Raw genomic sequence first — 17,649 nt, forward strand, 5'->3', positions numbered from 1 at the left:
GTTCTGCCGGTTGCGCAACCCCCCAACCGGTAGAAAGAGAGCCACCGCCATGCCATTCAGTCGTAGAGCGGCGCTGCTCAGCGCCGCCCTCGCCGCCACGCTCGTCGCGGCCGGCACCGGAAGCGCCCACGGTGACGCGACGGCCCCCGCCGCCGGTGTCACCGGCGTCCCGGCGTCGTCGGTCACCACCGCGCGGGTCACCCTCATCACCGGGGACGAGGTCATCGTGGCCAGCCAGGCCGGCCGTCCCGTCTCGGTCACCGTCACCCCCGGCGGGCGGTCGGCCGGCGACCTGCGCACCTACACGGTCGGCACCGACGTGTACGTGCTGCCGAACCAGGCCGCGCCGCTGGTCGCCTCGGGCCAGGTGGACAAGCGGCTGTTCAACGTCACCCAGCTCATCGCCCAGGGGTACGACGACGCCCACAGCGAGTCGATCCCGACCATCGTGCGGTACACCGGCAAGGGCCTGGCGAAGGCCGGTCCGCCCGACGGCGGCCGGGTCACCCGGTCCCTGCCCGGCATCCGGGGAGCGGCCGTCGCCGCGGACAAGAAGCGCGGCGGCGCGTTCTGGGAGGCCGTCGACGACGACACCGCCAAGGCGGGAACGCCCAAGGCCCGGCTCTCCGGCGGCATCGAGAAGCTCTGGCTGGACGGCAAGGTCAAGACGCTGCTCGACAAGAGCGTGCCGCAGATCGGCGCCCCCGAGGCATGGGCCGCCGGTTACGACGGAACCGGCGTCAAGGTCGCCGTCCTGGACACCGGCGTGGACGCGAACCACCCCGACCTGGCCGACCGGATCGCGGAGAGCCGCAGCTTCGTCCCCGGCCAGACGGCGCAGGACGGCCACGGGCACGGCACGCACGTCGCCTCCACGATCGCGGGCAGCGGCGCGGGCTCGGGCGGCAAGTACAAGGGCGTGGCGCCCGGCGCCCGGCTGATCGTGGGCAAGGTGCTGGCCGACGAGGGCGCCGGCATGGAGTCCTGGATCCTCGACGGGATGAACTGGGCGGCCCACTCGGGCGCGAAGGTCGTCTCGATGAGCCTGGGCGGCCAGGAGGGCGCCGACGGCACCGACCCGATGGCCGTGGCGGTCAACGAGCTGACCGCCGAGACGGGCGTGCTGTTCACCATCGCCGCGGGCAACAGCGGCCCGGGGGCGACCACGGTGGGCTCGCCCGGCGCGGCCGAGGCGGCGCTCACCGTCGGCGCGGTCGATTCGGCGGACGCGATCACCGACTTCTCCAGCCGCGGTCCCCGCGGCGGCGACGGGGCGCTCAAGCCGGAGATCACCGCTCCCGGCTTCAAGATCGTGGCCGCCCGCGCCGCGGGCACCTCGATGGGGACGCCGGTGGACGGCACCTACACCACGGCGAGCGGCACGTCCATGGCCACGCCGCACGTGGCGGGCGCCGCCGCGATCCTCGCGCAGCGGCACCCCGACTGGACCGCCGCGAGGCTGAAGAACCAGCTCGTCAGCACGGCCCGGACGACGGCCGGCACCCCCGTGCACAGCCAGGGCGCCGGCCGCGTGGACGTGAGCCGCGCCGTACGCCAGCCCGTCTCGGGCTCCGGCGTGATCGACTTCAGGCTCGCCGACTGGGACGCCGGAGAGCCGGCCACCAAGCAGATCGAGTACGTCAACGACGGCGACCAGCCCGTCACCCTGACGCTCGCCGCCAAGGGCGCGGGCGAGGACCTGCCGGCCGCGGCGCTGACCGTGGGCGCCCAGACGGTGACCGTGCCGGCGCGCGGCACCGCGTCGGCGGCCGTCACCGTCGACACCTCGGCCGTGCCGGCCGGGGCGCACGGCGCGCACGTCACCGCGACCACCGCCGACGGCCAGACGGTCGTGACCACCGCTGTCGGCTTCGTCCGGGACGTGGAGCGCTTCGACGTCACCCTCAAGGTGCTCGACCGGGACGGCAAGCCGACCACCGGCGCCGCCGTCGTGCACGACATCGATCTCGACCGGCTGGGCCTTCCGGACAGCCACCTGATCGGCGCGGACGGCACCGCCAAGGTCCGGCTGCCCCGCGGCGAGCACGCCTTCATGGCGGAGATCTTCCACTACGCCGCCGACGGGAACCGGATCTGGGAGTACACCTACGGCGCCGAGCCGGGCGCGGTCATCGACTCCGACCGGACCATCACGTTCGACGGCGCCAAGGCCGGCCCGGTCACCATGGACACCCCGAAGCCGAACCAGGCGAACAGGGTCCGGCTCGGCCTGGCCATCCAGAGCGCGGCCGGCACCAACGCCTACGGCCTCGAACAGTGGATGAACGGCGAGACGAAGGTGTACTCCGTCCCGTCCCAGGGCACGAGCAGCCGCTTCGAGTCCCGGGTCGGCTGGTCGCTCACCGCGCCGGAGCTGAAGGCGCAGATCCTGGGCGCCGGTGCCGAGCCGATCGAGCCGGCGTACTTCCGGGGCCGGGCCGGCTCCGCGCGCATCGACGGCACCCAGGTCATGCGGGCCGCGGACGCCGGGACCGGACGTCCCGAGGACTACGCGGGGCAGGCGGTCCGAGGGCGAATCGCGCTGGTCAAGCGCAGCGCCGAGCTCACGCCGCAGCAGCAGGTCGACAACGCGGCCGCCGCGGGCGCGGGCGCGGTCATCGTCTACAACGACAAGCCCGACAACTGGGGCGCCGAGAACTGGAGCACGTCGCCGACCAGGATCCCGGCGATGACGCTCGCGGGTGAGCAGGGCGCCCGGCTGGCCGCGGCGGCGGGCCGGGGCAGGTTGCAGGTCCGGCTCACGGGCACGGCGGTGAGCCCGTACGCCTACGAGCTGGTCAAGTACCGGAACGGCGGCGTCCCGGCGGACCAGCGGTACAAGGTGCGCGACGGCGAGCTGGCCACCGTGCAGTCGTCGTTCCACGCGTCGGCGCCCTCCACGGAGGCCGGGTACGTCCGGCTGCTGGTCTCGCCGATGCAGACCATGGCCTACGCGGTCTTCACCCGGCTGATCATGCCGCGGCCCCTCACCGAGTACGTCACGGCCGACCTGCGGACCTGGGAGGCGATGCAGGTGGGCTCGGTCTGGGAGGGCGGCCAGGCGTGGCAGCAGACCGCGCCGTCCGTGCTCAAGGCCGGTCAGCGGGTGTCGCGCGACTGGAACAAGGCGGTGGTGCGCACGGCGCTGCCGGCCACGGTGGACAAGGCGGCGGTCCGCGAGGGCGCGACCGGCGTGGTCTTCGCGGGCGGGCTGTTCGACACCGCGCCCGGCCAGACGTACCTGTTCCGCGCCTCTGCCGACAAGGAGCAGTCGACGGTCTACCGCGACGGCGAGCTGCTGGGCTCCGCGCCGTCGGCGGCCGTCGCCTTCCCGGTGGTGCCGGAACGCGCCCAGTACCGCGTGGTGACCGACGTGGAGCGGAACCAGCCTTTCTGGACGACCTCCACCAAGGTGCGCACCGACTGGACGTTCCACTCGGAGCAGACGGCCCCCTCCGTCCTGCTGCCGGTCCTGTCCATCGACTACGACCTCGACGTCGACGAGGCCAACAGCGCCCGCGCGAACGCCCCCACCCGCGTCGGCCTCGGCCTGCGCCACCCGAAGGGCCTGGCGGGGCCGCGCATCACCCGGGCCGCCCTGTGGACCTCCGCCGACGACGGCGCCACCTGGCAGCCCGTGCGGCTCGCCGGGGCCGGTGAGCGGGCCTTCACCGGCACGATCAGGAACCCGGCGAAGCCCGGCGGGTTCGTGTCGCTGCGCGTGCAGGCCACCGACGCCGACGGCGGCACCGTCGAGCAGACCGTGACCCGCGCGTACCAGCTACGCCGATAGGTCCAGGTGAGGGGCGTCCCCGGCGGGGGCGCCCCTCACAGCGGGATCATGCCGGACCGGGCCGCGTACCAGGCGAGCTGCATGCGGCTGTCGGTCCCGGCCAGCTTCATCAGCCGCCGGATCCGGCGCTGGACGGTGCGCTCGCTGGTGCCGAGCCGGGTGGCGACCGTCTTGTCCGGCATCCCGGACAGCAGGTACGTCATCAGCGTCACATCGGTGTCGTCCCAGGCCGCGACCCCTTCGGTCACGCTCGTGGCGGTGAGCCGCAGCGGGGTCGCCGCCTGCCACACCCGCTCGAACAACGCCACCAGAAGATGGACCAGGGACTGCCCCCTGACCAGGAGGAAGCCCGGCTCCACGCTCGTCTGGTCGGGCAGGATGGGCAGGAGCACGACCTCCCGGTCCACGATGATCATCTTGCTGGGCAGCTCGACGGCGATCCTGATCTCGTAGCCGCCCTTCAGGAACCTGGCGATCTCGGCCGGGGCCCTGGGGTCGTCCAGCGCGGCGCGTTCGTACACGTAGCGGTAGGTGGCCAGGGCGTTGGTGGAGTCGTTCAGGTTGACGTCGAGCACGTACGGAGGCCGGAAGAAGGCCAGCACCTCCCGCCGGGCGCCGCGTTCCAGGTTGCCGAGCCAGGTGGCGAGCTGTTCCGGCGTGGTGAGCGCCTCGATCTCGCCCGCGGGCGAGGCCGCGCCCGTGCGGTACACCTCCACCAGCTCGGCCAGCCTGCCCTGCACCTGCTGCAACGCGGCCTGACGCTCGGCGATCAACGTGCCGAGGCCCACGTCGGGGGGCACGGCCGTGTACAACCCGGTGTTGTCGCGGCTGGCCAGGCCGAGCGCGACGAGCCGCGTCACGGCCGCCGTCACGGCCGCCACCGGCAGCTCCAGCGCCTCGCCCACGTCGGGGATCGTCACCCGGCGGCGGCGCAGGAGCTCGAGGTAGACGACCTCCTCCTCGTCGCTGAAACCCAGCCTATCCAGCATTTCCCAGCACTTTCCGACTGCCTCGCCGCATCACTGTCGCTCGTACGCGGGGGCGGCCAGCTCCCAGAGGCCGATGGGCCGCAGGGCGCGTGCGGCGGCGAGCAACTGCTTCTCCTCGGGCACGGTTCCGCTGGAGAGCTGCACCAGAGTGTTCTCGTAGGCGGTGAACACGGTTCTGCCGTGGCCGCTCCTCAGGATCCAGAGGTCCGGCGCCGCCTCCGCGCAGGTCATGTCCCCTTGGGGATCCACTGCGTCGTTGCAGGCCTGCTCCGGGGACATGGTCTCCGGCAGGACGTTGACCAGGACGGTGGCGGTGGCGCGCTCGTACCACAGGGAGAGCTCCGGGCCGTAGATCCTCACCCTGGCCAGCCGGAAACCGGGCAGGTCGGGCACGACGTTCGTGGTGTCCCGGGCGGCCATGGCCTGCGCCTGGGCGGCGAGCGCGATCACGTCCTGGTTCGACCAGGCCGCCAGGAACATGGACGCGGCCACGCCGATCGCCGAGATGCGCAGCGGCGTGACGAGCGGCAGGGCGAGCCCCGCTCCCACGGCGTAGCCGCAGGCTCCGGCGGCCATGGTGATCAGGCCGACCCGCCAGGAGCCCAGGCCGACGAGGATGGGGAAGGGCGCGGTCATGGTCAGGCCGACGTACAGCGCGACCAGGGCGAACTGCCCCAGCAGCGCCACGAGCCACCAGTTCCGCAACATGGCGTACCAGGCCAGCAACATCCCGGCCGGAAGGGGCGCGAACAACATCAGCAGCAGGTTTCCCGCGGCGTCCTCAGGGCCGTGGAAGGCGATGACGGCTTGTGCCAGGCCCACGACGGCCCCCACGAGGGCCGCCCGGATCAACGCGTTCATGCCCGATCATGGACGATCTTCGCCTATTCCTGTCAAGAGGCGGCATCCATCCGCTTCCGCTGCGAGAACCAGCCCCAGGACGGCGGCAGGAGCAGCAGGACGACGACGGGCAGCGGCCCGAGGGCGTTCGCGACGAGCAGCCGTACCGGGTCGAGGTGGCCGGAGTCGATCAGGCGCAGTACCACGAACTCGGTGACGACGAGCAGTTCCAGGGCGACGACCGCCCGGCGCACCCACGTGGCGCGGGTGCCGAGGCGGCCCAGCAGCCAGCCGGTCAGCCCGAGGAGCGCCGCCTCCCATGCCATCAGCAGGAGCGGGCCAGGTTCGAAGGCGGACAACGCCGCGGCGCCCAGGAAGGCGAGTGCCACCAGCCCGAACGCCACCTGGAGCGTCATGAGGAACCTGGCGGCCCGTACGACGAAGGGCATCGGCTCGGTCCGCACGGTCACCGTCATGGGACGAATGATGACGGACCGGCCGCCCGCAGGGACAGGGGAACCCCGCGTGAATCCCGCCTTTCGATCAGGGGACGATCCTCCGTCCCAGGGACCCTCAATTGGACAGCGGCATGCGCGCAACGGATATTGGACGGGAATGGAGGATCTATTACATGGATGCGCGTCTGGACCATCTCGTTCTCTGGGTCTCCGACCAGCTTGCCGCCCTGCGCTTCTACGAGCAGGTGGTGGGCCTGCCTGGGGTCCGGGGGGAGGAGTTCCGCGAGGGCAAAGCGGGGTTCCCGAGCGTACGGATCGCCGACGAGACGATCATCGACCTGATGGCGCACGAGGTGTCGAAGGGCGTGGAGGAGGGCACGGGGGTGACGGGCAGCGCCGGGCACCAGATCAACCACTTCTGCCTGTCGGTGAGCAGGGAGGACTTCGAGGCGCTCAAGGTCCGGCTGAAGGACCACGGGGTCGAGGTCACCGGCACCGGCTCCAACTCCTTCGGCGCCAAGGGCATCGCCCCCGAGACCATCTTCTTCCCCGACCTGGACCGCAACGTCATCGAGGTCCGCTACTACCGCTGAGCCGGCGGAGTTGTCGGTCGGATTTGATAGACAGGCGCCATGGGTGTGAGCGTCGACGAGTTCCTTGACCTGGTCCGCGGGTTGCCGGAGGTGACCGAGCATCCCGGCGGGGAGTGGGTCGGTTTCAAGGTCCACGGCAAGGGCTTCGGCTACCTGTGGGAGAAGACCGAGACCGTCGGGGTCAAGGCCACGATCGAGGAGCAGCTGGCGCTGGTGGCCGAGCGGCCCGAGGTGTTCGAGGTGCAGTTCACCGCGGGGCGCTTCGGGTGGGTCGTCGTCCACCTCGACAAGATCGACGCCGACGAGCTGTTCGAGCTGATGGCCGAGGCGTGGTGCCTGACCGCGCCCCGGCCGCTGGTCAGCGCGTTCGAGGCGGAGCACCAGATCGCGCCGTCATGAGCCGGCGGTAGTCTCGGGCAGCGTGACCCCCGTCGACATCCGGCTTCGCGAGTGGCGCGAGGACGACGCCCCGGCCGTGCTGAGCGCGTTCCGCATGCCCGATCTGCGCCGCCAGTCGTCCTTCCCCGTCGTCACGCTCAAGGACGCGGTGGGCTGGATCACGTCCTGGACGGGCGTCGGGCACGCGTTCGCCGTGACCGTCGAGGGCGGCGCGGTGGTCGGCAACGTGGCCGTGGCCGGGATCGACGCCCACGACACCGGGTGGGTGTCCTACTGGGTCCTGCCCGCACACCGGGGGCTCGGGATCGCAACGGCGGCCACCGAGGAGCTGGCCCGGTGGGCGTTCGGCGAGCGCGGGCTGTTCCGGCTGGAGCTGGGGCACCGCACGGACAACCCGGCGTCGTGCCGGGTGGCGACCAAGGCGGGGTTCCGGGCGGAGGGCGTCGAGCGTGGCAAGCTCTGCTACGAGGGCGTGCGCCTCGACGTCGAACGCCACGCCCGCCTCGCCACCGACTGACCCGCCCGGCCTGACCCGCCCGGCCTGACCCGCCAGACTGACCCGTCAGACTGACCTCGCCGCAGCGGGCCTGGGGGCCGATCGACGTTCGCGCCGGGGGAGGGCTCGGTGGTCACGGCCCCACCGCGGGAGGGCGAGGTGATCGGGTGAACTGGTCACGAGGTGGCGGGGTGAACTACCCTTTTTCGGGTGGACAGCGAGAGCCGGGCCGCGGCCGGGCTGCTGGCGGCCCTGAGCAGGGCGGCCGAGATCCTCGCCGGCTTACGCCACCCCTTCGTGCGCAGCCGTCCCTTCTCCTGCTTCGTCCCGCCCTCGGGAGTGCGCACGGGCGCCGACTTCGTCCTCCCCGACGGCCGCGAGGTGCGCTTCGAGGTGTCCCTCACCGTCTCCGGCGACGCCTTCCACGTGGAGGGCGGGATCACCGCGGAGGGCGAGCCGCTGCTGGAGCTGCCGCGCAGAAGCCTGCCGGACGTGCACGACGCGCTCGCCGTCCTGGACGACTACGCGGGCGACGTCGCCGCCCCCGCCGACCGCATGCTGGACGGACTGCTGGACGAAATTGTCTAATTGTCTGACAATGGAGGCATGAAGAACGGACCTCTCGCCGTCGTGGGCGCCTCCGCGCTCTGGGGCACCGCGGGCACGGCGGGGCTGCTGGTCTCGGCCGACTCGGTCGCCCTGGCCGCGGCCCGGCTGGTCATCGGCGGCGCCGCACTCGGCCTGCTCGCGCCGGCCGGCTTCCGGCGGGCGTTCCGGCCGGGGCTGGTGCCGGCGGCCCTGGCGGTGGCGGCGTACCAGTTGTGCTTCTTCGCGGCGGTCGGGCGTACGGGCGTGGCCATCGGCACGGTGGTCGCGATCGGCAGCGGCCCCGTGTTCACCGGCCTGCTGTCCTGGGCGCTGCACGGACGGCGGCCGAGCGGGCGGTGGGCGCTGGCGACCACGGCGGCGGTCTGCGGCTGCGCGGCGCTGATCGTCGGCGGCGGCGCGCAGGCGGGCGGCCAGATGGTCTCGGGAGTGCTGTTCGCGCTGCTCGGCGGCCTGCTCTACGCCTTCTACGCGGTCTCGGCGGCCAGGGCCATCGAGAAGGGGGCCGAGTCGGACGCCGTGATGGGGGTGCTGTTCGGCGGCGCCGCCCTGGTCATGCTGCCGGTGCTGCTGGTCAACGGCGTCGGCTGGCTGGGGGAGCCGCGCGGGCTGCTCGCCGTGCTCTACCTGGGCCTCGGCACCACCGCGCTGTCCTACATCCTGTACGGGCGCGGCCTGCGCACCACGCCGGTCGCCACGGCCTCGACGCTGGCGCTGGCCGAGCCGGCCGTCGCCGCGCTGCTGGGCCTGCTGGTGCTGGGCGAGCGGCTGTCCCCGCTCTCGGTCGCCGGGCTGGTGATGCTGGTGCTCGGGCTGGTGGCGGTGGCCGTGCCGGAACGCGGCAGGAAGCGGGGCAGGGAGCGGGGCAGGGAGCGCGACGGGGAAACGGCACTAGCATCACAGCCGTGATGTTGCCCCTCAAACCCGTCTCCACGGTCGGCGCGCTCGCCGACGCCCTGCGCAGCCGGGTGCTCTCCGGCGAGATCGCGCCGGGCACGCCGCTGCCCGAGCAGGAGATCGCCGCGTCGTACGGCGTGGCCAGGCCGACCGTGCGCGAGGCGCTGGCCGGCCTGGTGCACGAGGGACTGCTCAGGCGGGAGCGCAACCGCAGCGCCTATGTCCCCGAGGTGACGATCTCGGACCTCCAGGACCTCATGTACGTGCGCCGCCCCCTGGAGGACCTGATGGCCCAGGCCGTCGCCGGCCGCCGGGTCCCCGACGCCGAGGCCGCGCTGCTCAGGTGGGAGGCGCTGCCGGCCGACGCGCCGTGGTCGGCGACCGTGGCCGAGCACATGGCCCTGCACGAGGCGCTGATCGAGGCGGCCGGCAGCCGGCGGCTCGAACGCCTCTACGCCACGCTCGCCGCCGAGACCAGGCTCGGCATGGTGCGTCTGCGCCAGGTCTACCGCGACCGGGACGTCCTGATCCGCGAGCACCGTGAGCTGCTCGACGCCATCGCGGCGGGCCCGGTGGAGGCGGCGCGGGCGGCCGTCGCGGCGCATCTCAGCCACAACTGGGGCAGTCCCGAGCTGCCCTGAACGGGTGAGCCGTGTGCGTCATTGCGCGCGAGCCCTTGCGGGACAACCCCGGAACTCGCAAGAATCGCGGCCATGCACGGCAACCCGATGCCGGACTCCTACGTATATGTCACCGAAGAGGGCGTCACCCGCCACTACGCCGACGGCAGCGTCGAAGCCCTCGCGTGGGAGGACGTGGTGGAGGTCCGTGTCGCCACCGAATCCGGGGAGGACGTCCTCTACATCCTCCTCGATCGGGACGGCGAAGGCTGCGTGGTGCCGCGTTCCGCGACTGATGCCACCTTTGTCGCCCGACTACGCTACTTGCCCGATTTCGATCTCGACCGGCTGAACCTGGCCGCCGATTCCGCGCGTGACGGAGTTGTGGTCGTGTGGCGCAGCCCTGATCCGCCGTCCGCATTGCCGGACCTGGAGTACGACTAGCGGCTTTGCTTGCCGGTCACCTGGCGAAATGTCGTCATAAACCTCACATTTTCTCGCCCGCACGCTGCACTTTTGGATCGTTCCGTCAACCCCCGAAACCCCTAGATCGACGTCCGATTGTGGACATTTCCCGTTATTCCCCAGGTTGGAATCGATCTTTACTCTTTAGTGGGGGCCGCCGCCCTTGATAACGCATGGGTCATTGTCAACCTATGCGGCACAAGGAACGTCCTGTTATCGCGGTGAAAGCAGTTATCACAGGGTGGTGCTATGAGGGTGGGGACTGGGGAGTCCACTGCTGTGCTCCTCGAGGCCGCGCCACGCCTTGAGTCCAACATCTGGACGCGGGCGTATCTGCGGCTCCTGTTAGGTGGGGACACGGCGTGCGCGCTGTTCGCGTGCGCGTGCGTGCTGGGCGTACGCCTGGCCTCCGGCGTGTACGTGCCGATCGCCGAGTACGTGCTCGGGCTCGGCCTGCTCGTCGTCTGGCCGGCCGCGCTCATGATGGCGGGCGCGTACCGTCAACGCGCCAACGGCGAGGGCACCGAGGAGTTCAAGGCCGTCTTCGGCGGCGGCATCGGGCTGATGGCCACCACGGCCATCCTGGCCTACGCCACGCAGACGGCCATCGCGCGCAGCTTCGTCATGGCGATGTTGCCGCTGGTGCTGGCCGCCACGCTCTACTTCCGCTACCGCATGCGCAAGCGTCTTCATCGCAGGCGGGCGATCGGCGAGTACATGCGGCAGGTGATCGCGGTCGGGCACCGGGAGTCGATCCTCGACCTCGTCGTGCAGTTCCGCCGTCAGCCGCACCACGGCATGCAGGTGGTGGGCGCCTGCCTGCCGCACGACACGCTCGACGTCGACCTCGACGGCATCCCCGTGATGGGCTCCTTCGGCGACGTCGCCGAGGTCGTGGCCCACTCGCGGGCCGACGCGGTGGCCGTCCTGGCCTGTCCCGAGCTGGACGGCGCTGCGCTGCGCAGGCTGGCCTGGAGCCTGGAGACCGCGCGGACCGACCTGTTCGTGGCGCCCGCGCTCATGGACGTCGCCGGCCCGCGCATCAGCATCAGGCCGGTGGCCGGGATGCCGCTGCTGCACGTGGAGCACCCGGAGTTCGACGGCTCCCGGCAGCTCGTGAAGGCGGCCTTCGACCGGCTGGTGGCCGGCGCGGCCCTGCTGGTGCTCGCGCTACCGCTGCTGGCGCTCGCCCTGGTGATCAGGCTCACCAGCCAGGGGCCGGCGCTGTTCCACCAGACCAGGGTGGGCAGGGGCGGCAGGGAGTTCCGGGTGGTGAAGTTCCGCACGATGGTGGTGGACGCGGAACGGCTCAAGCAGCAGCTGCTCGCGGCGAACGAGTTCGACGGCGTGCTGTTCAAGATAAGGAACGATCCAAGGATCACCCGGGTCGGCGCGTTCCTGCGCCGCTACTCGCTGGACGAGCTGCCGCAGCTGCTCAACGTCATCCGTGGTGAGATGTCCCTCGTCGGCCCCCGGCCGCCGTTGCCGGAGGAGGTCGCCAGGTACGGCGCCGACGTGCGCCGCCGTCTGGTGGTCAAGCCGGGCATGACCGGCCTCTGGCAGGTCAGCGGGCGCTCCGACCTGACGTGGGAGGAGTCCGTACGGCTCGACCTGCGCTACGTGGAGAACTGGTCGCTCCTGCTCGACCTGCAGATCCTGTGGAAGACCTGGTCCGTCGTCACCCGTGGAGAAGGGGCTTACTAGCAGTGAAGGCACTCGTGCTCGCCGGAGGGTCGGGCACACGGCTCCGGCCCATCACGCACACCTCGGCCAAGCAGCTGGTCCCCGTCGCCAACAAGCCGGTCCTGTTCTACGGGCTGGAGGCCATCGCGGCCGCCGGGATCCGGGAGCTCGGCCTGGTGGTCGGGGACACGCAGGCGGAGATCGAGTCGGCCGTGGGGGACGGCTCGGCGTTCGGGCTGCAGGTCACCTACCTCCGCCAGGAGGCACCGCTCGGGCTGGCGCACGGCGTGCTGATCGCCCGCGAGTTCCTGGGCGACGAGGACTTCGTCATGTACCTGGGCGACAACTTCGTCGTCGGCGGCATCAACGACCTGGTGGACAGGTTCGCCAGGGAACGGCCCGCCGCGCAGATCATGCTGACCAGGGTCGGCGATCCCGGCCAGTTCGGGGTCGCCGAGCTGGACGCGAAGGGCCGCGTGGTCGGCCTGGAGGAGAAGCCGGCCCGGCCCAAGAGCGACCTGGCGCTGGTCGGCGTGTACCTGTTCAGCCCGGCGATCCACGCCGCCGTCGCCGAGCTCAAGCCGTCGTGGCGGGGGGAGCTGGAGATCACCGACGCCATCCAGTGGCTGATCGAGGCCGGTTTGCGCGTGGAGTCGTCGGTGATCTCGGGATACTGGAAGGACACCGGCAACGTCACCGACATGCTGGAGGTCAACCGGCTGGTCCTGGAGTCGGTCGAGCCCGGCGTGCGCGGGCGGGTCGACCAGGCCAGCGAGCTGATCGGCCGGGTCGTGGTCGAGCCGGACGCGGTGGTCGAGCGCTCCCGCGTGGTCGGCCCGGCGATCATCGGCCGGGGGGCGCGCATCCAGGACAGCTACGTCGGGCCGTTCACCTCGGTCGGCGCGTCGTGCGTGGTCACCGGCAGCGAGATCGAATACTCGATCCTGCTGCCCCGGGCGTCCATCGACGGCGTCGGCCGGATCGAGGCGTCACTGATCGGCCACGACGTCGAGGTCACCCGAGCGCCCAACACGCCCAGAGCCCACCGTCTCGTGCTGGGCGATCACAGCAAGGTACAGATCACTACATGACAAGAATTCTGGTGACGGGCGGCGCGGGATTCATCGGCTCCCATTTCGTCCGGGGGTTGCACGACGCGTACGTCACCGTCCTCGACAAGCTCACCTACGCGGGCAACCGGGCCAACCTGGAAGGGGTGCGGCACGAGTTCGTCCACGGCGACATCTGCGACGCCGAGCTGCTGCGCGAGGTCGTGCCCGGTCATGACCTGGTGGTGAACTTCGCCGCCGAGTCCCACGTCGACCGGTCGATCGAGGGCGCCGCCGCCGAGTTCATGCGGACCAACGTGCTCGGCACCCAGACGCTGCTGCAGGCGTGCCTGGACGCGGGCACGCCCAAGGTCGTCCAGGTCTCGACGGACGAGGTCTACGGGTCGATCGACATCGGCTCCTGGGACGAGTCCGCGCCGGTGCGCCCGCGTTCGCCGTACGCGGCCAGCAAGGCGGGCGGCGATCTGATCGCCCGCTCGTACGCGATCACCTACGGCCTGAACGTGTCGATCACCCGCTGCGGCAACAACTACGGCCCCCGGCAGTACCCGGAGAAGCTGATCCCGCTGTTCGTCACGAACCTGCTGCGCGGCCGCCCGGTCCCGCTGTACGGCGACGGCGGGAACGTGCGCGACTGGATCCACGCCGAGGACCACTGCGCCGGCATCCGCCTGGTCGCCGAGAAGGGCGAGCCCGGCGAGATCTACCACATCGCCGGCACCGCCGAGCTGACGAACAAGGAGCTGACCGCCCGCCTGCTCGAAGCCTGCGGCCGCGACTGGGACTCGGTGCGTCACGTCGAGGACCGCAAGGGCCACGACCGCAGGTACTCCCTGGACGACAGCAAGCTGCGCAAGCTCGGCTACCGCCCGGAGATCCCGTTCGAGCAGGGGCTGAAGGACACGATCCGCTGGTACGCCGAGCACCGCGACTGGTGGCCCGCGTGACCGGGCGCCTGCCATGAGGTGGCTCGTCACGGGCGGCGGCGGGATGCTGGCCGCCGACGTCCTGGAACGGGCCGCGCTGACCGGCGAGCCGGTGCTCGCGCTCGGCCGGTCCGAGCTCGACCTGTGCGACCGGCGCGCGGTCCGCGACTTCGTCTCCGCCTACCGGCCGGGCGTGGTGGTCAACTGCGCCGCCTGGACCGCCGTGGACGACGCCGAGACCCACGAGGACGAGGCGCTGGAGATCAACGGGCACGCGGTGGGCTGGCTGGCCGAGAGCTGCGCGCGGGCCGGGGCGCGGCTCGTGCACGTGTCCACCGACTACGTCTTCGACGGCACCGCGCCGGCGCCGTACCCGGAGGACGCGCCGACCGCGCCGGTGAACGCGTACGGCAGGACCAAGCTCGCCGGCGAGCGGGCGGCGCTGGAGCACGGTCACCACGTGGTGCGCAGCGCCTGGCTGTACGGCGCGGCCGGCCCCAACTTCGTCCGGACGATGATCAGGCTGGCGGCCGAGCGCGACACCGTGGACGTGGTCGACGACCAGCACGGCCAGCCGACGTGGACCGCAGACCTGGCCGACTACCTGGTCCGGCTGGCGCGCTCCGAGCTGCCGCCGGGCGTCTACCACGGCACCAGCTCCGGGGAGACGACATGGTGCGGCCTGGCCAAGGAGATCTTCACGCTGCTCGGCCTGGACCCGGAGCGGGTGCGCCCGGTGAGCTCGGCGGGCTTCCCCCGGCCGGCCCGGCGTCCGGCCAACAGCGTGCTCGCGCACACGAGGGGAGAGCCGATCCGGCACTGGCACCAGGCGCTGCGCGCGGCCTGGCCGGTGCTGACGCGCGGGCGCCCGTGCGGCGTCGCGTAGGCGGCGCGGTGCTGTGGCTCATGGTGGCGGGCCTGGCGGGATGGGCGGGGCTGCGGCTGTGCGGGTGGGAGCCGAAGTTCCTGTGGTCGCAGCTGGTGTCGTTCACGCCGTACGCGGCGGCGCTGTCGGTGGTGCCGCTGGCGTTCGCGCTCTACCTGCGCGCCGGGCCGCTGATCGCCGCCGCGCTCGCCGTGACGTGCGCGTTCGCGGTGGCCGTCGTGCCGCGCGCGGTGCCCGAGGGCAACCCGCCGGCCGCCGGGCCGGTGCTGCGGGTGCTGGCGGTCAACCTGCTGCACTCCTCCGTGCTGCCGCCGGTGCTGGTGGCGACGGTCGAGCGCGAGCGGCCCGACGTGCTGCACCTGCTGGAGTTCACCGGCCTGATGCGGGAGCGGGTGGAGGAGCTGGGGCTGACGCGGCTGCTGCCGTACCGGATCGTGTTGCCGGGGGAGGACTCGTCGGGGGCGGCGATCTACTCGCGGTACCCGTTGCGGGCCGCGGGCTCGCCGATCGCGGCGCCGCCCTTCGAGGAGAGCCCGCGCCACCTGCCCGCCGTCGTCACGCTGCCGGGCGGGCGGGAGGCCGAGATCGTCGCCGTGCACGCGTGCGCGCCCTCGGAGGGCTGGCGCACGGCCTGCTGGGCGTCGAGCATCCGGGCGCTGCCGCCGGCCGGCGGACCCCTGCGGATCCTGGCCGGGGACTTCAACTCCACCCTCGACCACGTGGTGCTGCGCGACCTGATCGCCACCGGCTACCGGGACGCCGCCGACGTCACCGGAAAGGGGCTCTCCATGACCTGGCCCTACTACGAGCAGCCGCGGCTGTTCCCGAAGGTGGCCATCGACCACGTGCTGGCCGACCGGCGGATCGCGGTCCGGAGCTTCCAGACCCTGCGGGTGCCGCGGACCGACCACCGGGCCACGCTCACCGAGCTGGTCCTTCCTTGATGTGACGTTTCCGGAGCTGAGACCGATATGTCATGGACACCCAGGGGGACGGATGACGAGGTTGCCGGAGAGGAAGACGGTGTTCGGCACCGTGCTGGACGCCCTCACCATGAGCCAGGTGATCGCCCGCTGCGTGGCGGCCGTCGCGGAGGGCGGCAGGCTGACCATCGGCGTGGTGAACGCCGCCAAGATCGTCAACATGCGCGCGGACGCCGCCCTGCGCCAGTCGGTGCTGGACAGCGATCTCGTGCTGGCCGACGGGCAGGCGGTGGTCTGGGCGGCGCGGGTGCTCGGCCACCGGATCCCCGAGCGGGTGGCGGGCATCGACCTGTTCACCGAGCTGATGGCCGAGGGCGGCCGGCGCGGCTACCGGGCCTACTTCCTCGGCGCGACCGGCGAGGTGCTGGCCGGCGTGCTGGACGAGGTGCGCGCCCGCTACCCGGGACTGGCCGTCGCCGGGTCCCGCGACGGCTACTTCGCGCCGGAGGAGTCGGCCGAGGTCGCCGCCGAGATCGCCGCCTCGCGGGCCGACCTGCTGTTCCTGGGCATCACCTCGCCGAAGAAGGAGATCTTCATCCGCGAGTGGGGCGAGCGCACCGGGGCGCGGATCATCCACGGCGTGGGCGGCTCGTTCGACGTGCTGGCCGGGCGTACCCGCAGGGCGCCGGTGCGCTGGCAGCGATTAGGGCTGGAATGGCTCTACCGCATGCTCCAGGAGCCGCTGCGGCTCGGGCCGCGCTACGTGCGCACCAACGGCAGATTCCTGCTCCTGGTGGTCAGGGAGTGGGCCGGTGTCAGACGCAGGATCGAGGAGACGACGTGACGGATCACCGGATCGCTCTGCTGAGCTCCGGCCACCAGGACTTCGTGCGGGGCATGCTGGACCTGTCGGTACGCGGCCTGCCCCCCGGCTACGGCGACGGCGGCTTCGTCTTCACCCGCCGGGGCCGGCGGCAGGCCGACGGCACGTGGACGGCCGTGCCCGAGGGGCGCAGCATCCGCTACTCCGCGATCGTCGCGCTCGGCGTGGCCACCCTGGAGGAGGCGCGGCAGCGGGCGGCGCTGGCCGGTGACGACGTCCTCGACCTGGTGGGGAACCTGGTCAAGCGGCTGCCCGAGGTGCGCGGCGCCGGCGACGCGGCGCTGATCTGCTGGGCGGCGGCCGAGACCGGGCACGCCGACCTCGACCTGGCCCTGAGCCGCCTCGCCGAGCTGGACGCGGGCGGGCACATCTACACCGTCGAGGCGGCGTGGGTGCTGGCCGCCCTGGTCGCGGCCGGGGTGCGCGACGGCCGGGCCGAACGCGCCCGGGAGCGGCTGCTCGGCGGGCTGGCCGGCAACCGGCTCTACCCGCACGCGCTCGGCCGGGGCGCGCTGGTGCCGCGCTACCGCGCCCACGTGGGCTGCTTCGCCGACCAGGTCTACCCGCTGCAGGCGCTGGCCAGGCTGCACGCCGCCACCGGGGACGCCGAGGCGCTGCTGGCCGCCGAGCAGGTGGCCGCGGGCATCTGCCGGGCGCAGGGGCCGGAGGGGGAGTGGTGGTGGCACTACGACGCTCGTACCGGCTCGGTGGTGGAGGGGTATCCGGTGTACAGCGTCCACCAGCTCTCCATGGGGCCGATGGCGCTGCTGGACCTGGCCGACGCGGGCGGCACGGCGTACGTGGCGGAGATCTCCAAGGGGCTCGACTGGATGATCGAGCGGCCCTCGTTCGTGCTCGACGACCTGGCGCTGACCTGGCGGAAGGAGGCCAGGGCCGATCCGCGCAAGCTGGTGCGCGGGCTGCGGGCGATGGCGACGGGCGTGCATCACGGGATGCGGCTCGGCGTCCTGGACCGGGTCTACCCGCCGGTCGCCGTGGACCGGGAGTGCCGGCCGTACGAGCTGGGGTGGTTGCTGTACGCGTGGCTGGCCAGATGCGGACAAAGCGCGTGACTTAGCCCTGAATCGGTGCGATAGATCGATTCAGGGCTCGGGGGATTTT

18 protein-coding genes are annotated in these 17,649 nt (G+C 72.1%); 15 read left to right on the forward strand and 3 right to left on the reverse strand.

The window, feature by feature from the left end; all coding sequences use genetic code 11:
- The first annotated feature begins 49 nt into the window (after positions 1 to 49).
- Complete coding sequence (locus ABZ444_RS07480; RefSeq protein WP_357994008.1) at positions 50 to 3,793, forward strand: S8 family serine peptidase; 3,744 nt, start codon at positions 50 to 52, stop codon at positions 3,791 to 3,793.
- Positions 3,794 to 3,828: 35 nt separating this feature from the next.
- On the opposite strand, the gene ABZ444_RS07485 is transcribed toward ABZ444_RS07480, so the two are convergent.
- The 3 genes from ABZ444_RS07485 to ABZ444_RS07495 are packed head-to-tail and all read right to left on the reverse strand — an operon-like array spanning position 3,829 to position 6,098.
- Complete coding sequence (locus ABZ444_RS07485; protein WP_357994010.1) at positions 3,829 to 4,782, reverse strand: helix-turn-helix domain-containing protein; 954 nt, start codon at positions 4,780 to 4,782, stop codon at positions 3,829 to 3,831.
- A 30-nt stretch (positions 4,783 to 4,812) separates the two neighbouring features.
- Entirely contained in the window at positions 4,813 to 5,643 is an 831-nt protein-coding gene (locus tag ABZ444_RS07490) for a hypothetical protein (RefSeq protein WP_357994012.1), read from the reverse strand.
- A 32-nt stretch (positions 5,644 to 5,675) separates the two neighbouring features.
- A complete protein-coding gene (locus ABZ444_RS07495; protein ID WP_357994014.1) occupies positions 5,676 to 6,098 on the reverse strand; it encodes a hypothetical protein in 423 nt (140 codons plus the stop codon).
- A 155-nt stretch (positions 6,099 to 6,253) separates the two neighbouring features.
- On the opposite strand from ABZ444_RS07495, the gene ABZ444_RS07500 reads away from it, so the two are divergent.
- The 14 genes from ABZ444_RS07500 to ABZ444_RS07565 all read left to right on the forward strand — a co-directional run bounded on the left by ABZ444_RS07500 (position 6,254) and on the right by ABZ444_RS07565 (position 17,600).
- Complete coding sequence (locus ABZ444_RS07500) at positions 6,254 to 6,673, forward strand: VOC family protein (protein ID WP_357994016.1); 420 nt, start codon at positions 6,254 to 6,256, stop codon at positions 6,671 to 6,673.
- Positions 6,674 to 6,712: 39 nt separating this feature from the next.
- Positions 6,713 to 7,072 carry an MmcQ/YjbR family DNA-binding protein gene (locus tag ABZ444_RS07505; protein ID WP_357966439.1) on the forward strand — a complete coding sequence of 120 codons (360 nt, stop codon included), beginning with the start codon at positions 6,713 to 6,715 and terminating at the stop codon, positions 7,070 to 7,072.
- A gap of 22 nt (positions 7,073 to 7,094) precedes the next feature.
- Positions 7,095 to 7,589: a GNAT family N-acetyltransferase gene (locus ABZ444_RS07510; RefSeq protein WP_357994018.1), complete on the forward strand. Its 495-nt coding sequence runs from the start codon at positions 7,095 to 7,097 to the stop codon at positions 7,587 to 7,589.
- A gap of 189 nt (positions 7,590 to 7,778) precedes the next feature.
- On the forward strand, positions 7,779 to 8,156 hold the full coding sequence (locus ABZ444_RS07515; RefSeq protein WP_357994020.1) for a hypothetical protein: 378 nt from the start codon (positions 7,779 to 7,781) through the stop codon (positions 8,154 to 8,156).
- Between the two features lie 18 nt (positions 8,157 to 8,174).
- Positions 8,175 to 9,083 (forward strand): EamA family transporter, encoded by a 909-nt coding sequence (locus ABZ444_RS07520; RefSeq protein ID WP_357994022.1) that lies wholly within the window; start codon positions 8,175 to 8,177, stop codon positions 9,081 to 9,083.
- On the forward strand, positions 9,083 to 9,712 hold the full coding sequence (locus tag ABZ444_RS07525; protein WP_357994519.1) for a GntR family transcriptional regulator: 630 nt from the start codon (positions 9,083 to 9,085) through the stop codon (positions 9,710 to 9,712). Before ABZ444_RS07520 ends, ABZ444_RS07525 begins: the two co-directional genes overlap by 1 nt.
- Positions 9,713 to 9,784: 72 nt before the next feature.
- The gene (locus ABZ444_RS07530; RefSeq protein ID WP_352364750.1) at positions 9,785 to 10,135 is read left to right on the forward strand and encodes a hypothetical protein; all 351 of its coding nucleotides are present in this window, start codon (positions 9,785 to 9,787) and stop codon (positions 10,133 to 10,135) included.
- A 270-nt stretch (positions 10,136 to 10,405) separates the two neighbouring features.
- A complete protein-coding gene (locus ABZ444_RS07535) occupies positions 10,406 to 11,860 on the forward strand; it encodes a sugar transferase (protein ID WP_357994024.1) in 1,455 nt (484 codons plus the stop codon).
- 2 nt (positions 11,861 to 11,862) lie between these two features.
- Positions 11,863 to 12,930, forward strand: a complete 1,068-nt coding sequence (locus ABZ444_RS07540) for a glucose-1-phosphate thymidylyltransferase (protein ID WP_357994026.1) — start codon at positions 11,863 to 11,865, stop codon at positions 12,928 to 12,930.
- Positions 12,927 to 13,856 carry a dTDP-glucose 4,6-dehydratase gene (rfbB, locus tag ABZ444_RS07545; protein ID WP_357966455.1) on the forward strand — a complete coding sequence of 310 codons (930 nt, stop codon included), beginning with the start codon at positions 12,927 to 12,929 and terminating at the stop codon, positions 13,854 to 13,856. Before ABZ444_RS07540 ends, rfbB begins: the two co-directional genes overlap by 4 nt.
- A gap of 13 nt (positions 13,857 to 13,869) precedes the next feature.
- Positions 13,870 to 14,721, forward strand: coding sequence for a dTDP-4-dehydrorhamnose reductase (gene rfbD, locus ABZ444_RS07550; protein WP_357994028.1), 852 nt, complete (start codon positions 13,870 to 13,872; stop codon positions 14,719 to 14,721).
- Entirely contained in the window at positions 14,706 to 15,665 is a 960-nt protein-coding gene (locus ABZ444_RS07555) for an endonuclease/exonuclease/phosphatase family protein (RefSeq protein ID WP_357994030.1), read from the forward strand. The genes rfbD and ABZ444_RS07555 overlap by 16 nt, the downstream gene beginning before the upstream one ends.
- 52 nt (positions 15,666 to 15,717) lie before the next feature.
- A complete protein-coding gene (locus tag ABZ444_RS07560; protein WP_357994031.1) occupies positions 15,718 to 16,488 on the forward strand; it encodes a WecB/TagA/CpsF family glycosyltransferase in 771 nt (256 codons plus the stop codon).
- Positions 16,485 to 17,600, forward strand: coding sequence for a hypothetical protein (locus ABZ444_RS07565; protein ID WP_357994033.1), 1,116 nt, complete (start codon positions 16,485 to 16,487; stop codon positions 17,598 to 17,600). Before ABZ444_RS07560 ends, ABZ444_RS07565 begins: the two co-directional genes overlap by 4 nt.
- The last annotated feature ends 49 nt before the right edge of the window (positions 17,601 to 17,649 follow it).

It is taken from the genome of Nonomuraea sp. NPDC005730 (assembly GCF_040630865.1).
Classification (GTDB): Bacteria; Actinomycetota; Actinomycetes; order Streptosporangiales; family Streptosporangiaceae; genus Nonomuraea.